The sequence below is a fragment of the Nocardioides sp. genome (assembly GCF_036405735.1).
GTDB lineage: Bacteria > Actinomycetota > Actinomycetes > Propionibacteriales > Nocardioidaceae > Nocardioides.
Genome location: NZ_DASWXC010000101.1, coordinates 1 through 16,793 on the forward strand (window position 1 = coordinate 1; position 16,793 = coordinate 16,793).

The window sequence follows — 16,793 nt, forward strand, 5'->3', positions numbered from 1 at the left end:
AGCCGGCCTGGTCGTGGACGACGGGATCCTCATCGACGCCCACGCCCGCACCAGTGACCCTGACATCGTGGCGGCCGGGGACTGTACGTCGCAGGACATCCCCCGCTACGGCCGACGAATCAGGCTGGAGTCGGTCCCGAGCGCAGTGGAGCAGGCCAAGGTGGCAGCAGCGACCATCTGTGGAAAGGACAAGGAGGTGGCGGCGCTCCCGTGGTTCTGGTCGGACCAGTATGACCTCAAGCTCCAGATCGCGGGACTCAACACCGGCTATGACGACATCGTCGTGAGCGGTGCCCCGACCCGTGACCGCGACTTCACCTGCTACTACCTCCGGAAGGGCGAGCCGATAGCCGCTGACTGTGTCAACCGTCCCCGAGACTTCATGACCACCAAACGCATGCTCACCCAGGGGACCGCGGTCGACATGGCCGCACTGACAGCGGAGGTGGCGGTGTGAGAAGCCGCAGTAACCGCTGGTCGTGGTCACCACCGAGCCATCGCCCGCCGAGGTGAGCAAGGATGGCTTGGAGGTCGACGGTCTGGACGGCGATGCGAGTCCTGCCTATCGTTCCGGACTTGCGTGACTCGGGTCGGTCCGAGGGCGTGAGTCGCGTCCCCGGAGACGCCCGCGGGCCTGCGTGGTGGCTGGCGCTGCTCGTCTGCAAACCGCTGCTGCTGCTGGGCAGGAGAGCGGACTGGCGCCGCACCGAACGCCTGCCCGGGTCGGGAGGCGCGGTGCTGGCCGCCAACCATGTCTCCCAGGCCGACCCGCTCTTCTTGGGGGAGATGATCCTCGCCCAGGGCCGGACCCCCCGGTTCATGGCCAAGGCGAGCCTGTTTCACAGTAGAGCAGTCGGCTGGTGGTTCCGGTCGGCCGGCCACGTCGAGGTCGATCGGTCCGACGGCCGGTCTGGAATTCGTGCCGCGGTCGAAGCCGTGGAGCGTGGCGCTCTTCTCGTCGTGTATCCGGAAGGATCGATCACGAAGCGACCGGATGGGCGTCTGATGACGCTCAGGTCGGGTGCTGTTCGCATCGCGCTGGAGACGTCAGCTCCATTGATACCCGTCGCTCAATGGGGCGTGCAGGCGATCGTGCCAGCCTACGAGCGGAGGGTGGTCGTGGGCCGCCGCCGTCCGGTCACCCTGCTGGTCGGGGACCCGGTGCCACTCGAGGACCTCCGAGAGTTGCCGAGGGCGACGGCAGTGACTGTAGGGGTGCAGAGACTTCAGGACACCCTCGCCGACATGGTCGACCAACTGGCCGACGAGCACGCTAGGTAGCGGGCGGGCGTGCCCAGGTCAGTGACGCGAGTCGGTCGCGCAACACGAATCGCTAACCTCTCTGTCATGCGGGCACCGTCCATGCGCGAACGGTTCAGGGAGCACATGCGCGCCGCTGTCCTCGAGGCTGCCCACGACCTGATCGTCGACCGCGGCTGGGACCGGGTGCGCATGGGGGAGGTCGCGGAACGTGCCGGGGTGTCCCGGGCGGCACTCTACAAGGAGTTCGGTGACAAGGCCGGCCTCGGAGAAGCGGTCGTACTCTGCGAGGCCTCGCGCTTCCTAGAGGGCATCCAAAAGGCGCTGCAGGCACACATCGGCGATGCGAAACGCGGCATCGCAGCAGCCGTCGACTACACCTTGAACGAGGCCGAACGCAGCCCCCTGCTCAAGGCAGTTCTCATCACCAACCGCGACCTGGATGCGGGCAGTCAGGCGTCCACGGGGATGCTCCCGCTGCTCACGACGTCCGCGCGGCTTCTCGACCTCGCCTCCGACACCCTAGCCGGATGGGTGGCGGAGAGCTACCCGAGTCTTCCCCCAAATGACGTCACCGACGCGGCCGACACCATGGTGCGCCTGACGGTCAGTCATCTGGCGCTGCCCAAGTGGGACCGGACCGCGACGGCGCGCAAGATCTCCGAAGTCGCCGTCCGTTTTCTCTCCCTCGAATCGTGACCTTGCACCAGCCGTCACGACCGTCGCCGACCGCGACCCCTGCGAAGCCTCGACGAAATGTAGAGTCGCGGAACCCATCGCGCCCGACCCACCGGCGTACGCAGAGCGCTGCGAACCGATCCAGGAGTTGCCATGCCAGCTGAGTTCCTACCGCGGCAGCCGGAGCCGCGGCGGATCCTGCTGGACTATCCCCACCGTGAGGCCGGTCATTGCGGTTCCGGAGCGCTGCGAGACCTCCTGGAGTGGGCCGGTCTCGGCTGGGAGGAGGTACCCAGCGAAGGTCTGGTGTTCGGGATGGGCGGTGGTCTGGGTTTCACCTACCTCCGGGTACCCGGGCTTGCCCCGCGGATCTATCTTGTGGGGCGTAGCAGCGACCTTGAGGTCGACCTTCTGTCGAGGCTGGGTGCAGAGGTCGACGTCCGTGGCACCGACGACCCCGTGGCCGGGTGGGGCTGGGTCCGCAGAGAACTCCAACAAGGCCGTCCCGTGCTGATGTGGGCGGACATTGCTGAGTTGCCCTACCTCAATGTCCGCCTTCAGATGAGTCGGCATGACATCGTCGTGATCGGTTACGACGACAGGACCGAGACGGCTTTCGTGGTGGACAACGACCGAGCCGAGGTGCAGGAAGTCCCCTACGAGGCTCTTGCGCGGGCGCGCGCGTCACGGTCATTCCCCGTGCCCACCAGGCACACGACGTACTTCGTGCACTGGCCCCAGAACCTGCCCGATCTGCGCCCGACCGCCGCTTCGGCCCTCGCCGCCTCGGTCGACAACATGCAAGCTGCGGTAACCGCGATTATCCCGGATACGTCGGCGCTCCCGCCGGATGCCGTTGCTGCTGCGGGGATCAGTGGAGTCGCGGTATTCGCCAAGGATGTCGACCGGTGGCCGGGGCTGATGCCCGAAGCGCAACTGGACGTCGCGCTGCGTTCACTCCACGCCTTTGTTGAGAAGGCAGGGACCGGCGGCGGCCTGTTCCGCCGGTTGCAGGCACAGTTCTGTGCCGACGTGGCGCGGCTAACGGAGTCCGCTGAGATGGCGAAGGCCGGAGCCGCGCTCCTGCGCTGCGCGGACACGTGGTCGGCTCTCGCTGCGGCCGGCCGTAGCGACGGAGCGACGTTCGACCGCTGGCGACGGGTGAATGAGCTCGCCGCGACACTCCCCAGCGACGAAGACCATGCCATCTCTCAGATGCGCAAAGCAGCGGGCGAACTCTCAGGGATGGGTGACCAATCGTAGGCAAGTCAGCAAATGCAGCACGCGAGCAAGACCGCCGAGGCTCTGTGCTTGGGGAAGTCCAGGCATTCCCAGGTCCGTCGACGGTCATTGTTGGTTGTGCCACAATGCGCTGCCGTGCCGCCGCCGTGCTGACGAACGCCTCTCTGAGTCATCTCGCCTTTCGACTTCCCCGAGATCTGAGGTCTCGTCGTCCAGAGGTTCGGGCTCAAGACGCAGGCTCCGGTGAACTGAATACGGCTGGTGCACCCCTGTGTCAAGGGCCAGTAGGAACTGCCCAGTGGCGGTCATGAAGCCTGCCCGCTGACGGTCACGAGGGTTGCCCGGTGGTGGCCATGGGATCTGCCCACGGGGGTTGCGGCCACCACCGACCCGAGTGGTCAGCTCAAGGGGCTCACCCTCTGGCCGGCCAGTGCCTGGGTGAGTCGCACTGACTCACCTGAGGTTTGGCAGTCGTGGGCGTGGTGCAGCAGCCGGTCAACGGTGGCGGTGGCCAGGGTCTTGGGCATCAGCTCGTCGAATCCGGCCGGGTGCAGGTTCGAGCTGATCGCGACCGAGCGCTTCTCATAGGCCGCGTCGACGAGCCGATAGAGCCCCTCGGCGGCGTCGACAGCGACGGGCAGCAGGCCGATGTCATCGACGATGACCAGGTCGGCGCGCAGCACTCGGGCGATGGCCTTGGTGACGGTGTCGTCCGCACGGTGGCGGCGCAGCAGCACGCCGAGGTCTTCCAGGGTGAACCAGGCGACCTTCAACCCGGCCTCGACGGCCTGCTGACCGAGGGCTTCTAGGCGAAACGTCTTGCCCGTCCCGGACGGGCCGCACACGACGAGATTCTCGCGGCGGTGGACCCATTCCAGTGTGCGTAGCGCCTGCTGGGTCGGGGCTGGGATCGAGGAGATCTCGGGCGGCCAGGCGTCGAAGGTCTTCCCGGTCGGGAACCCGGCCGCGGCTCGTCTGGTGGCCAGTGCGGAGCGTTCCCGGCCGGCGACCCCCTCGGCGAACAGCGCCTTCAACACCTCCGCGGGCTCCCAGCGCGGGGCCTTCGCGGTTGCGACGACCTCGGGGGCGTGGCGACGGATGTGCGGCAGCCGCAGCTTGCGCAGCAGGTCCTCCAGATCGGCGGGCAGCGGCGGCGCAGTGCTGACCGGGCTCGTGGTCGTGGTGGTGGTCTTCACGCGATCACCTGCTCGTCGCTGCCCGATGCCTGCACCGGCTGTCCGAGTCGTGCCCACGCGCTGGTGCCCTGGGTCAGCGAGGACTCCTCACTGGCCCGATGCTCACCTGCCTTCGGTGCTCGTGCGTGGTGGTCCAGGATCGAGGACAGGTCCGCCTCGGCGAACCGGCCGTGGACCGCGGCGTGGCCCAGTGCCCAGTCGACCTCGACGGGGTCGAACAGCTTGGCCAGCGCGAGCGCTTCGGTCATCTTCACCCGCATCCGCGGCGTGCCCGCGGCTGCGGCCTCGACCAGCCACAACCTCGCGCCCTCGCCCAGGTCGAGGGACTCCGCTTCCACGGCGTTCCTCGCGCGGGGGCGGCGGTCCAGCGGTCCTTCGGGCTGGGTCGGGAAATGCGCGTCGTCGATCTTCGGCGTGCCGGGCCTGGCCCGCTGGTGGCGGGCGACCTCGACCGGCCCGTCCTCGCCGACATGGACGATGACGACCTGCTCATCGGCGCCGACGCCGTAGGTGCGGACCCACACCGTCGCGCCGAGCAGTTGGTGCGGGACCGAGTACTGGCCGGACTCGAACGTCACCATCGGCGTGTTCGGCGGCACCACCCGGGTGGTGCCGAACGCGACCGTGTGCGGCGTCGCAGCGACCGGGTGCAGCCGGGCCCGCTCCTCGGTGAGCATCTCGACCGGTGGCCGCTTCGTCACCCGGTGGGGTCGGGTGTTGACCTTCTCGCAGAACTCCAGGCAGACCGCCTCGAGCTCAGCGAAGGTGGCGTACTGGCCACGCAGGTTGGTGTCCTTCGGCACGAGGTCGGCCTTGCTGATCTTCACCGACGACTCGGTTCCGCCCTTCGACGCCGGATCCGCCGGCACGCAGGTGTGCACGGTCACCGAGTAGTGGTGCGCGAACGCCACCAGCTGAGGATTCCTGACGGGAATCCCGGCGATGTGCTCGACCGTCACGGTCTTCTCGTTGTCGGTCAGCACGTAGGTCGGCACCCCGCCCAGCCGCCGGAACGCCTGGTCGAGCGCGGCGGAGACACTGGGCATGGTCTTGTCGCGCAGCTGGATCACGACCCGGAACCGCGACCAGGCCAGCCACGCCACGAACAGGACGGTCTTGACGCCGTCGACCACGGGGCCGTCGCCGTAGTCGTACTGCAGCCACATCCCCGCTCGGTCACCCACGGGCGGTGCACCCAGACCCGGCCCGCCCGGTAGGCAGCCTTGACCTGTGCGACCGCGCGGCGGGTGGTGCGCTCCGAGCCGGTGTAGCCCAGCGCGACGAGCTTCTCGTGCGCGATGTCGGCGCGGACCTTCCCGTGGCTGCGTTCGACCCACTCCTCGACCTTCGGCAAGTACTCATCAATCAGCTGCGGCCGCGCCGCGGCCCGATCCAGCTCGCCGCCGACGGCACGGCGCTCGACGTAGTGCTTCACCGTGTGATGGGAGCAGCCGGCCAGCTCCCCGGCATCGCGCAACGACCCGGTCAGGTCGCAGGCATCCAAGATTTCCATGATCTCCTCGGCAGACTTCAACTCATCCCTCCCTCGGGAGCGACAGGGCGCTTCAGCACCGCTCATCGCACCCGAGGCAGGGGCCTCAACCGCGCAGCGCAGCGAGGCAGACGACGTCGTGTCGGGCAGATCCCATGACCCTCAGCGGGCAGCTTCGTGGCCGTCTCCGGGCAGTCTCTCGTGGCCGCCGACACCCCTGGGTGTAGGAGCCGAGGAAACGAGAGGCAACCGGAGGCAACGGGACCCAGTTTCACGCTCAGGGCGGTGGTTTCTGCATGATCGGGTGTGATGGTCCTACGTTCAACTCCCTGTCGCGCGAGTGAGGGACTGACCCCCGGTCTTCGCTCTGGTCCAACTTGCGTGGGTGGCCTCGTTTCAAGCGTCGTCGACAGGGTTTTCGGATCCGGGCTTTGCCCATCCTGACAGCGGCTGTTGGGCAAGGGCTGGTGTTCGTTGCCGGTGTGGCCTCGGCGGCGGCTCCCTCGGTCGCCTTCCACTGGCTCTCCGTGACCTATAAGCGGCTCCCTATCCCCAGCGATCACTTCCCCCGAACTTCCGGGTCACCGCTCAGGCGCGGGCTGCGTCCGGCGAAGCGCCGGAAAGCATTCACGGTGGCGCTGACAAGAGGCTCGCCCCCGGTTCAGGCTCGGACTCTTCAGGCGGTGAGGGGGTCCCTGAAGAGGTGACTCGGTGGCCACCCCTTCGATGACGACCGAGGCGCAACTGGCGCTGTTTTGTCCTGGCGGACACCCGAACAGCCCAGCGGGTCGTCGCCGTCAACCGTCCGGGTTGCGCCAATCGGCTCAGGCCCGGTTTGTGGCCCCGGCATCGCGGGCTGAGGCGATGCCGCCGAGGATCAGGTCACAAACCGCTGCTGAGAGCCGCGTCGCCTCCATGGACGCCTCGGCCAGTGGACCATCGACAGCGGCGCTAAGGCCGGCGATCGTGATGGCACCGAAGATGCTGGTCGCCACTGCGTTCGGGTCCTCGATCTGTCTGAGCGAGCCGTCGGCGACACCGTCGTTCAAGAGCTGCTCGATCGGTTCGAAGAACGCGGAGCGCAGCGCCGCCGCGAGTTCCGGGAGCCGTGTTGCGCGTCCAAGATCGCCCACGAGGGCGCGGCAGAGGAAGGGGTGCTCGAGCATGACGCCCAACTGCGCTGCGACGGCGGCTTCCAGGCGGGTCTGTGCGTCCTCAGTGCTCGACATGGCCAGCCCGACCGCGCCCGAGATCATCTCTAGCAAGTCCGTCAGGAGGAACTCCAAGACACCGTTCTTGCCCTCCAAATGGTAGTAGAGGGTGGCTTTGGGGATCCCCGTGGCGTCGGCGATGTCGTCGATCTTGGTGCCGTCGAGGCCGCGCTCGGCGATCAGCTCCGCCGCGCTGTAGAGACGACTCGCGAGTTTCGCCGGGAGCTTCCTCACCGCGGGCCTCCTCTGCTCGCGTCGCTGTCGTGCGACGGCGACGGTCTCGACATAATTGTCATCCTATGTTGTACTGCGAGTACAAACTAGCACTCCAGCGGATGGACGGCGGGGATGGGTCGATCTAGGACCGCGGCCGCGAGGTCGCTGAGGTCGGGCCTGGCCTTGGGACATCGGCTCCCGGCCGCGGTGGTGATCGCGTGGGTGCTGGCTGCGGCGGGGTTGTCGCTCCTGGTGACCCCTTGGGCACCGTGGTCGAGCGCAGCAGCACGGCCTTCCTGCCCGAAGACGTCCCGACCTTGCACGGGCTTCGGGTGATGGACACCGCCCTCGGGTCGGGTAAGACACAGTCATACCTGCTCGTCGTGATGACCGACGACGACGGCCTGGGTGTGGGGGATCGGCGAGTCTACGCCGACCTCGCTCACACCCTCGAGGAAGGTCGGGAGCGGGTCTCGGATGTCCAGGCCTACCTGGGCAAGCCCGAGGTCCGACGTTCGATGACCAGCAAGGACGGCGAGGCGACCTACCTGGTCGTCGGGCTGCGGTCCGCGGTTGGGTCGCCGGCCTCGGACGAGGACGTCAAGTGGGTGCGCTCGGTCGTGGCGGAGGTGGATGCCCCGCCTGGCACCGAGGTTCACGTGACCGGGGACCCGGCGATGATCTCGGACCTGACAACGGCGGTGAACGCCGCCTCCTTGAAGATCGCCGCCTTGTCCCAGTTCCTGCTGATCGGGATCCTCTGGCTGGTCTACCGCCGGGTCGCGACCGTCCTGGTGTCGCTGGTGACCATCGGCATCGCCCTGTTGTGCACCCGCGGCGCACTTGCCTGGGCAGGTGAGCACGGGCTGGCTCTGTCCACGTACACCGACGCGTTCGTCGTGGCCATCACCCTGGGCGCCGGGACCGACTACTGCGTCTTCCTCATCTCCCGGTTCCGTGAGGGGTACGGCAACGGTCTCGAACCCGTCGACGCGGTCGCCGAGTCGGTCTCCCGGGTCGGACCAGCCCTGTTGGTGTCGGCAGCCACCGTCATCCTGGGCGTCGTCTGCCTGGGCTTCACCGACCTCGCCATCTTCGCCACCACCGCCCCCCCGATGGCGATCTGCGTGGCAGTCACGGTCGCGGTCAGCCTCACGTTCACCCCCGCCCTGATGCGCTGGTTCGGCCCGCGCATCGGTCCCGCTCCGGCCCCGCGACCGGATTCGCGGTGGGCCCGCACCGGCCGCCTGGTGGGGCGGCAACCGGCCCGGATCCTGGTCGCGGGAGTGACGGTCCTGGAGCGGTCTGGCTCTGGACCGCGGCGAGGTCACTCGCGCGGTCACCGCCACCGGACCCGTCATCACCGCCGCCGGTCTCATTTTCGCCTCCACCTTCGTGGCCCTGCTGTTCTCCCCCGTCGAGGCGCTCGCCCAGACCGGGTTCGCCGTCGCCGCCGGGCACCTGCTCGACACGTTCGTGGTCCGCACCCTGGTGGTCCCCGCCTGCGCAGCGCTGTTCGAGGACCGCAGCTAGTGGCCACACCGGAGGCGGACACGCGCAGCATCCACAGCGCGGCAAGCCGCCACATCTCAGGCACGCGCGTGAACCGACACTCGAGGGAGATCCCATGAGCAACAGGCAGCTGGCCTACAGCCCGTTCGATGCGGAGGTCATGACGGACCCGTACCCCGTCTACCGCGAGCTGCGACACCACGCTCCTGTGTACTGGTCCTCGCAAGCGAGCTGTTGGGTGCTCAGCCGCTACGACGACGTCTCCGCCGCCCTAACCGACCCGACGACCTACTCCTCGGCGTCCGGCATCTTCCCCACCCCGCCCGGGCTGGACATGACCGAGCTGTTCCTGCCCATGCTCATCATGAGCGACCCACCCCGCCACACCCAGCTGCGTCACCTCGTCAGCAAGGCCTTCACCCCGCGCCGCATCGCCGGGCTCGAGGCGCACATCCAGACCCTCGTCGACGACCTCCTCGACCAAGCTCCCACAGGTGACACATGGGACTTCGTCTCCGGGTTCGCCGGACCGCTCCCGGCTATCGTCATCGCCGACATGCTCGGCGTCCCACGAGAAGACCGTGACCGATTCCGGACCTGGTCCACCACCCTCATCCAGTCCAACCCCATCCGAGGAGAGTTCGGCCCCGGACTGGACGCCGCCGCAGCGCTCTACGACTACTTCACGGCGTTCCTTGCCGAGCGACGCACGCACCCCCGAGACGACCTCATGACCGCTCTCGTCCACGCCGAAGTCGACGGTGAACACCTCAGCCACGATGAACTCCTCGGGTTCTGCCTGCTGCTGCTCATCGCCGGCCACGAAACCACCACCAACCTGCTCTCCAACAGCGCCGTCATACTCGCAGGGCACCCCGAGAGCCGAGGGGAGCTGGCAGAGAAACCAGAGCTCGTCTCCGCCGCTGTCGAGGAGCTTCTCCGCTACGACTCACCAGTCCAAGGGTTGGCGCGCACCCTCACCCGACCGGTGGACCTGCACGGGCAACTCATTAGAGGCGGCGACACCGTGCTGCTGCTGTTCGGCTCGGCCAACCGCGACGACCACGCCTTCACCGACGCGGACCGCTTCGACATCCACCGCGCCCCCGAGCGACAGGTCGCCTTCGGGCGCGGCATCCACTTCTGTCTCGGCGCATCCCTGGCCCGGCTCGAAGCACGCATCGCCCTACGAGCGCTCCTGGCGCGCCACCGCGACTGGGAGGTCGACCTGCACTCTGCGGTGCGACTTCGCTCCGGCCCGATCCGCGGCTACACCTCGCTACCCCTGCGCGCAGCGACCGCCTGAAGGGGCCGATCAAGGATGCAAGACAAGCCAAGGCCTACCCGCGCCACCGTCCTGCACGCGGTGACCAAAGAAATCCTCGCCCGCCAAGACGGACAGCTCCCTACCGACCTCGCCGACATCGCAACCTTCTTCACCGACGAGGAAGACCTCCTCGGTGCCGTGCTGCTTCGCTGGCACACCCTACTCACCGCACGACTCGAACACAGGGTCGCCGACGAGCCGGATGACCGCACGCGCAGCGTTATCGACGCCTGGTGCGACGCCGCCAACAACTACCGCGGCGTACTCCTCCTCATCGATCAACTTCGCGCGAACCCGCCCTCGCCAGCAGTCGCACGGGCTGTCCGCGCCACCGCGCACCACGACTGGGCCGCGCTGGCCGTGTGCGCCGGACTCGCCAGCGCCTACGACGAACCCGCGATCCGCGTCGGGCAACGACTCGAACTGAAGGCTCGCCGACGCTGTTCAGAAGACCAGTCCCGGGACAACCGGAGCAACAGGGCAGGTCTGAAGAAGCTCAAGGCCATGCTCAAGGGTCGTGCTCACCGCATGACCACGCCTCGGACCGGTGGGCTTGAGAAGCAAGCCCACCGGGGTAAGGGCGGGCCCCCGAGCAGTCACGCCAGCGGGTGAGAAATCGCATGCCCGCACGCACCGCACTCGAATCGGAACCGCCGGACGGGCGCTTGGCCCATCTCCTGCAGCGTCTGCACCCGCGGCGCAGGAAACGGGGTCTCACACTCGGGGCAAGTCTTCGGGAGCACGAGATCAGCCGACCCCTCGGACCCGTCGGCCTCGGATGCAGTGGACGCGGGGCGCTCCGCGCCGGCCCCAGCCGACTCAGTCACCATCGGTGTGATCGCCCGCGTATTCCGATACATGCATGTATGTATGGTGTCACAAATGACCGCTCCCGTGCAGGGCGACGTGCTCGCGCGGCGACGACCCGCAACACTGCCACTGGACACCACTGTGGCCAGCCTGGCCGGACTGGCCGAACTGGGGTACGCGGGAACCACGCGGCCGGCCGTCGCCGAACGAGCCGGTCTGTCGCGAGGCGCCCAGCTGCACCACTTCGGCACACGCGACCAGATGGTCGTGGTGTCCGTAGCGGCCTGCTGGCCGAGTCGTGCCCAGGCGCTGGTGCCCTGGGGTCAGCGAGGATTCCTCGCTGGCCCGGTGCTCGCCCGTCTGCGGTGCTCGGGCGTGGTAGTCCAGGATCGAGGACAGGTCGGCCTCGGCGAACCGGCCGTGTACCGCGGCGTGGCCGAGTGCCCAGTCGACCTCGACGGGGTCGAACAGCTTGGCCAGGGCGAGCGCTTCGGCCATCTTGACCCGCATCCGCGGGGTGCCTGCCGCGGCGGCCTCGACCAGCCACAGCCGGGCGCCTTCGCCCAGGTCGAGGAACTCCGACTCCGCGGCGTTCCTCGCGCGTGGTCGACGGTCCAACGGTCCATCGGGCTGGGGCGGGAAGTGGCCGTCATCGATCCTCGGCATGCCGGGTGTTGCGCGTGCGTGTCGGGCGACCTCAAGTGGCCCGTCCTCGCCGAGGTGGCGGAGGATCACCTGCTCCTCGGCGCCGACACCGTGGGTCCGCACCCACACCGTGGCGCCGAGCAGCTGGTGTGGGACGGAGTACTGGCCGGACTCGAAGCTCACCATCGGCGTGTTCGCCGGCACCTGCCGGGTGGTGCCGAACGCGACCGTGTGCGGCGTCATCGCGACCGGGTGCAGGCGGGCCCGTTCCTCGGCGAGCATCGCGATCGGCGGCCGTCTCGTGATCCGGTGGGGTCGGGTGTTGACCTTCTCGCAGAACGCCTCACAAGCTGCCTCGAGCTCGGCGAACGAGCCGTAGGCCTCGCGCAGATTGGTGTCCATGGGGACCAGGTCGGCCTTGCTGATCTTCACCGACGACTCGGTCCCACCCTTCGATGCAGGGTCAGCCGGCACGCAGGTGTGGACGGTGACCGAGTAGTGCTCGGCGAACGCCACCAACTGTGGGTTCCTAACAGGGATGCCGGCGATGTGCTCTGTCGTGACGGTCTTCTCGTTGTCGGTCAGCACGTAGGTCGGCACCCCACCCAACCGCCGGAACGAGCTGGTGGACCAGCTTCCTGGACCGAAACTGCGAGCCGCGGTCGGTGTGCAGCAGGCAGCCAGCCACATCCACACAGCACGGCGGCGGGCCACGGCGTTGTCGAGTGCCGTGACCGCGATCCGCGACTTCACCCGGGGAGTCGACGGCGTAGCCGACAATCCGGTTGGAGTACACGTCCTTGATCGGCGCAGAGATACAGCTTGCCCTCGCGGATCCAGTGCTCGGTGATGTCAGCCAGCCAAAGCCGGTTGGGAGCCTCGGCGGTGAAGTCGCGCATCACCAGCGCGTCGTGGACCGGTGGACCGGCCTTCTTGCCCTTGCGACCGCGCTTCTTCCCAACGCACTCCACCAGCCCCAGTTCGGAGCAGATCTTCCACGCAGTTCGCTCGGCCATCGACTCACCGGCGTCGCGGGCCTCATCGACCAGGAACCGGTACCCGAACTCCGGGTCCTCGCGGTCGTCGAACAACGCGTTCGCCCGGTAGGCACGACCAGCTCGGCGCCGGTGACCAGGATCGCGAGCCAGAGGTAGTAAGGCTGGCGCGCGATCTTGAGCACCCGGCACGTCACCGTGGCGGGGATCCCGTCGCCGGCCAGCTCGCGGACGAGCGGGTACATCTCTTCCCGGCAGATGCGCCTGCGACAGATAGGCAGCTGCGCGGCGCAGGACCTCGTTCTCCTGCTCCAGCAGCCTGATCCGCTTGCGCCTCACGCAGCTCCACGGACTCGCTGCCCGAGCTCGACCCACTCGACTTGGATGCGGAGTCGCGCTCGTCGATGGCCCTCGGCACGCGCCGTTGCGTGTCTGGCTCCGCGAAGAGGGGCCGCCGTGCCGGAGCACTTGGCCTGAAACACGCGCATCGGCGTGATCGGGCACTCCGTCAGCGTCTATGAGCGGCTGCAGCAGGGCACCCTCGCGGGGCGAACTCGGTCGCATCGTCTACGGTTGGTGCGCCGGCGCGAAGCCGGCTCAACTGGATACGGCTGGTGCACCCCTGGGGTGCACGGACCCGGGAAAACGGGAGCCAACCGGAGGAAACGGGAGCCTGGTTTCACGCTCAGGACGGCGGTCCCCGTGTGATGAGGCCTGGTGGTCCTACGGTTCAACTCCCCCCTCGCGCACGTGAGTGACTAGCCCCGGATCCTTCGATCCGGGGCTTTGTCCATCTCGGCCTCCGCGAGGCTCTCGGTGCATGCGCTCGATCACGCCTCTGGCGTTTCGAGCGGCCCGTCGCCGGGCAACGGCCTGGGGAGGGCGACCGACTGATCGGCGCGGCGAGGTGTGCCGCCGGTGGCCGTCACCCCGGAGGTGCGAATGAGCTCGTCGACCATGAGCGCGGCGCCGTGACCGTCGACGTCCTGCTCGAGCTCGGCAGTGTGGTGGCCGAGCCGGAGGGCTTGTTGCCGGCTCGGCAGCAGATGGCCCTCTCGCTGGGCTGGCACATCATCCTGGCGTGCTTCGGGGTGGCGTTCCCGGCGATGATCCTGGTCGTGCACCTGCGGGGGATCCGCCGCGGTGACGCGGTGGCGCTCGGCCTGGCTCAACGGTGGGCGAAGGTGTCCGCGGTCTTGTTCGCCATCGGAGCGGTCTCCGGCACGGTGCTGAGCTTCGAGATGGGTCTGCTGTGGCCCGGCCTGATGGGGCGGTTCGGCGACGTGCTGGGCCTGCCGTTCGCCTTCGAGGGTCTCTCGTTCTTCATCGAGGCCATCTTCCTGGGCATCTACCTCTACGGCTGGGGTCGGATGCCGCCACTGCGGCACGCCCTGATGTTGGTGCCGATGACGCTCGCGGGCGTCGTCGGCACGTTCTGCGTGATCGCGGTGAACGCCTGGATGAACGCACCGGCCGGCTTCCGCATCGTCGACGGCGAGGTCGTGGACGTCGACCCGTGGCGGGCCATGTTCAACGACCTGGTGGGGCTCCAGTTCGGCCACATGTGGATCGCGGCGTACATGGTGGTCGGGTTCTCCGTCGCCGGGGTGTACGCCGTCGGGATGCTGCGTGGCCGACGCGACGCGCATCACCGACTGGGGTTCATGGTGCCGTTCGTGTTCGCGTCGGTCGCCGCGCTGGTCCAGCCGGTCGTGGGCCACCTCCTCGGCGGGAACCTCGGCGACCGGCAGCCGGCGAAGCTGGCGGCCTTCGAGCTCGCCGAGACCACCGAGAGCCCCTCGCCGCTGCGCATCGGCGGGCTCTACGTCGACGGTGAGGTGCACGGCACCATCGACATCCCGTACCTGGGGTCCCTGCTGGCCCAGAACTCCTTCACCGAGCCGGTCCGCGGACTCGACACGATCCCGCCGGAGAACCATCCGCCGATCAACATCACCCACTGGGCGTTCCAGACCATGGTCGGCATCGGCACCCTGCTGATGGTGGCGGTGCTGGTGTTCTGGCTGGCCAGGTGGCGCGGTCACGACCCGCTGCGATGGCTCTGGTTCCTCAGGCTCTGCGTCCTGGCCGGTCCGCTGGCGGTGCTGGCGCTGGAGGCCGGCTGGGTGGCCACCGAGGTCGGACGGCAGCCGTGGGTGGTCTATGACGTGATGCGAACCGCGGAGGCCGCCACCGAACGCGGCGGGCTGTGGTGGCTGCTCGGCGGGTCCGTCGTGCTGTACGCCGCCCTGACCGTCGCCGCGACCACGGTGCTGCGGTCGATGGCGCGCCGTTGGCGTGCTGGAGAGGCAGGCCTCCCCAGCCCGTACAGCCCCGACGACGACGACCGGGAGAGTGCCCAGGGAGCTGGCCAGGGAGGCGCCCAGTGAGCGCCGAGGTGGCCGTGGCCGCGGCCCTGTTCGTCGGCGTGCTGGCCTATGCCGTCCTGGGGGGTGCCGACTTCGGGTCGGGCTTCTTCGACCTGACCGCCGGCGGCGACCTTCGCGGTGCGGAGGTCCGGACGTTGGTCGACCACAGCATCGGGCCGGTGTGGGAGGCCAACCACGTCTGGCTCATCTTCGTCCTCGTGACCTGGTGGACGGCGTTCCCCGAGACGTTCGCGGCGGCGATGACGACCCTCTTCGTGCCGCTGCTGCTCGCGCTCCTCGGCATCGTCCTGCGGGGCGCGAGCTTCGCGTTCCGGAAGTACTCCGCCACCCTCGGCCAGGCGCGGCTGTTCGGCATCTTCTTCGCCACCTCCTCCATCCTGACGCCGTTCTTCCTCGGCACGGTCGCCGGTGGGATCGCATCCGGACGGGTCCCGGCCGATGGGTACGGCGGTCTGTGGTCGTCGTGGCTGAACCCCACCGGGCTGTTCGGCGGCGTGATCGCGGTCGGCACCTGTGCCACCCTCGCCGGGACCTTCCTGACCGCCGACGCCCACCGGGCCGGACGCGAACGGCTCGCCGACCAGCTGCGGGTTCGGTCCGTGGTCGTCGGCGCGACGACCGGTGCGGTCGTCTTCGCTGCACTGGTGCCGCTCACCCGCGATGCGCCGACCCTGAGTACCGGCCTCACCGGCCGCGCCGCACCGTTGATCATCGCCTCCGCCCTCGCCGGCCTCGCGACGCTCGGGCTGCTCCTTCGTCGCCGCTACGCAGCGGCCCGGTTCGCCGCCGTCGCCGCCGTCGGAGCCGTCACGTCGGGCTGGGGCGTGGCTCAGTACCCGTGGCTGCTCGTGGACGAGGTCACCATCAGCGACGCAGCAGGTGCCCCCGCGACGATCCGCGCGCTCCTCGTGGCCGTCGCCCTGGCCGCGGTCCTCGTGCTGCCCGCTCTCGCCTACCTGTTCCGTCTGACCCAGACGCGAGCGTGGTCCCGGCAGTAGTCACACGGTCCGGTTGCCCCTCGGGCCCCCGCACTTGCGAACGAGCGCAAAGAATCCTGCCGGCTGGAGCGGTGCTTACGCCGGGCGCGGGCTGCCGGTCGACCGGGTGCCGGATACCGGGGCCGCGGTCGGCGTCAGCCGAACACCGGTCGCGGCGTACGCGTAGCTCGCCAGCTGCTGCTCGGCCATCTCGAGGGTGAGCGAGGAGTTGTGGGCGAGCAGGTGGAGGCCCAGCGCGTCCTCGAGCGCCACGAAGTTGCGGGCGATCAGGTGCGCCGGGTCCGTGAGGGTGAAGGCACCGACGGCCTGCCCGACCTCGAGCACGGCCGCGTAGAGCGAGACCTCACGGTCGAACAGCAGCGTCATCAACGTGGCGTGCATGGGGCTGCGGCTAGCGCTGACGGAGATCTCGTCGAGCACCTGGCTGAGCAGAAGGTCCTCGCCTCGAGGGAGCCCGGAGTACATCAGCCGCGCGAGCTTCTCGGTCGGGGTGAGGTCGCCCTCGATGTCGCGCTGCCGGGACCAGTAGTAGCGGTCGGTCGCGGCCTGGTGGGCCGCCTCGATCAGGCCGTTCAGGTCCGGGTAGTAGTAGGCGACCAGGCGGGGTGAGATGCCGGCCTCCTCGGCGATGTTCTTCATGGTCGCCCCGCTCAGACCGTGTCGGGCGATGACCGCCAGGGTCGCCGTGACGAGGTGCTCCCGCCTCGCGGTCTGGTCCTTGCGTCGCGCCATGCCTCCACCGTATCCGGCCGACCTCCGTCCAGATCGACTGTTGACACCGAGAAGTGACCTGCCTCATATTTGCGGTGCAGCGCAAAGAA

General features: G+C 68.6%; 13 protein-coding genes and 3 pseudogenes. 10 read left to right on the top strand and 6 right to left on the bottom strand.

Features of this window, described 5'->3' with window-relative positions; all coding sequences use genetic code 11:
* From VGE38_RS16475 to VGE38_RS16490, 4 genes are all read left to right on the top strand, one after another.
* Positions 1-457: oxidoreductase C-terminal domain-containing protein (locus VGE38_RS16475; protein WP_331143645.1), on the top strand; the 457-nt coding region annotated here is incomplete at its 5' end.
* Between the two features lie 146 nt (positions 458-603).
* Complete coding sequence (locus VGE38_RS16480; protein ID WP_331143646.1) at positions 604-1,281, top strand: lysophospholipid acyltransferase family protein; 678 nt, start codon at positions 604-606, stop codon at positions 1,279-1,281.
* 66 nt (positions 1,282-1,347) lie between these two features.
* The gene (locus VGE38_RS16485; RefSeq protein ID WP_331143647.1) at positions 1,348-1,959 is read left to right on the top strand and encodes a TetR/AcrR family transcriptional regulator; all 612 of its coding nucleotides are present in this window, start codon (positions 1,348-1,350) and stop codon (positions 1,957-1,959) included.
* A 132-nt stretch (positions 1,960-2,091) separates the two neighbouring features.
* Positions 2,092-3,201 carry a BtrH N-terminal domain-containing protein gene (locus VGE38_RS16490; RefSeq protein ID WP_331143648.1) on the top strand — a complete coding sequence of 370 codons (1,110 nt, stop codon included), beginning with the start codon at positions 2,092-2,094 and terminating at the stop codon, positions 3,199-3,201.
* Between the two features lie 377 nt (positions 3,202-3,578).
* Here the strand turns inward: VGE38_RS16490 and istB are convergent, their stop codons facing one another.
* The 3 genes and pseudogenes from istB to VGE38_RS16505 all read right to left on the bottom strand — a co-directional run bounded on the left by istB (position 3,579) and on the right by VGE38_RS16505 (position 7,313).
* The gene (gene istB / locus VGE38_RS16495) at positions 3,579-4,376 is read right to left on the bottom strand and encodes an IS21-like element helper ATPase IstB (protein ID WP_331143649.1); all 798 of its coding nucleotides are present in this window, start codon (positions 4,374-4,376) and stop codon (positions 3,579-3,581) included.
* Positions 4,373-5,910: pseudogene (istA, locus tag VGE38_RS16500) on the bottom strand (IS21 family transposase). Before istA ends, istB begins: the two are co-directional and overlap by 4 nt.
* Before the next feature lie 782 nt (positions 5,911-6,692).
* A complete protein-coding gene (locus VGE38_RS16505; protein WP_331143650.1) occupies positions 6,693-7,313 on the bottom strand; it encodes a TetR/AcrR family transcriptional regulator in 621 nt (206 codons plus the stop codon).
* A gap of 317 nt (positions 7,314-7,630) precedes the next feature.
* On the opposite strand from VGE38_RS16505, the gene VGE38_RS17575 reads away from it, so the two are divergent.
* The 4 genes and pseudogenes from VGE38_RS17575 to VGE38_RS16525 form a co-directional block, all read left to right on the top strand.
* Complete coding sequence (locus VGE38_RS17575; protein WP_331143672.1) at positions 7,631-8,926, top strand: MMPL family transporter; 1,296 nt, start codon at positions 7,631-7,633, stop codon at positions 8,924-8,926.
* Complete coding sequence (locus VGE38_RS16515) at positions 8,923-10,113, top strand: cytochrome P450 (protein WP_331143651.1); 1,191 nt, start codon at positions 8,923-8,925, stop codon at positions 10,111-10,113. Before VGE38_RS17575 ends, VGE38_RS16515 begins: the two co-directional genes overlap by 4 nt.
* 15 nt (positions 10,114-10,128) lie before the next feature.
* A complete protein-coding gene (locus tag VGE38_RS16520; protein WP_331143652.1) occupies positions 10,129-10,746 on the top strand; it encodes a hypothetical protein in 618 nt (205 codons plus the stop codon).
* A 270-nt stretch (positions 10,747-11,016) separates the two neighbouring features.
* Positions 11,017-11,160: pseudogene (locus VGE38_RS16525) on the top strand (hypothetical protein); the annotation flags it as partial.
* Positions 11,161-11,234: 74 nt separating this feature from the next.
* Here VGE38_RS16525 and VGE38_RS16530 read toward each other — a convergent pair.
* Positions 11,235-12,207 (bottom strand): annotated as a pseudogene (locus VGE38_RS16530) (Mu transposase domain-containing protein); the annotation flags it as partial.
* A 131-nt stretch (positions 12,208-12,338) separates the two neighbouring features.
* Complete coding sequence (locus VGE38_RS16535; RefSeq protein ID WP_331143653.1) at positions 12,339-12,680, bottom strand: hypothetical protein; 342 nt, start codon at positions 12,678-12,680, stop codon at positions 12,339-12,341.
* An 875-nt stretch (positions 12,681-13,555) separates the two neighbouring features.
* Here VGE38_RS16535 and VGE38_RS16540 point away from each other — a divergent pair.
* Positions 13,556-14,974 carry a cytochrome ubiquinol oxidase subunit I gene (locus VGE38_RS16540; protein ID WP_331143654.1) on the top strand — a complete coding sequence of 473 codons (1,419 nt, stop codon included), beginning with the start codon at positions 13,556-13,558 and terminating at the stop codon, positions 14,972-14,974.
* Complete coding sequence (locus VGE38_RS16545) at positions 14,971-15,972, top strand: cytochrome d ubiquinol oxidase subunit II (protein WP_331143655.1); 1,002 nt, start codon at positions 14,971-14,973, stop codon at positions 15,970-15,972. The genes VGE38_RS16540 and VGE38_RS16545 overlap by 4 nt, the downstream gene beginning before the upstream one ends.
* A 75-nt stretch (positions 15,973-16,047) precedes the next feature.
* Here the strand turns inward: VGE38_RS16545 and VGE38_RS16550 are convergent, their stop codons facing one another.
* Entirely contained in the window at positions 16,048-16,704 is a 657-nt protein-coding gene (locus VGE38_RS16550; protein WP_331143656.1) for a TetR/AcrR family transcriptional regulator, read from the bottom strand.
* Between the last annotated feature and the right edge of the window lie 89 nt (positions 16,705-16,793).

Coding starts and splice junctions, on each gene's coding strand:
- VGE38_RS16485 (WP_331143647.1), top strand. CDS start 1,348: ATGCGGGCACCGTCCATGCGCGAACGGTTCAGGGAGCACATGCGCGCC.
- VGE38_RS16490 (WP_331143648.1), top strand. CDS start 2,092: ATGCCAGCTGAGTTCCTACCGCGGCAGCCGGAGCCGCGGCGGATCCTG.
- VGE38_RS17575 (WP_331143672.1), top strand. CDS start 7,631: ATGGACACCGCCCTCGGGTCGGGTAAGACACAGTCATACCTGCTCGTC.
- VGE38_RS16515 (WP_331143651.1), top strand. CDS start 8,923: ATGAGCAACAGGCAGCTGGCCTACAGCCCGTTCGATGCGGAGGTCATG.
- VGE38_RS16520 (WP_331143652.1), top strand. CDS start 10,129: ATGCAAGACAAGCCAAGGCCTACCCGCGCCACCGTCCTGCACGCGGTG.
- VGE38_RS16550 (WP_331143656.1), bottom strand. CDS start 16,704: ATGGCGCGACGCAAGGACCAGACCGCGAGGCGGGAGCACCTCGTCACG.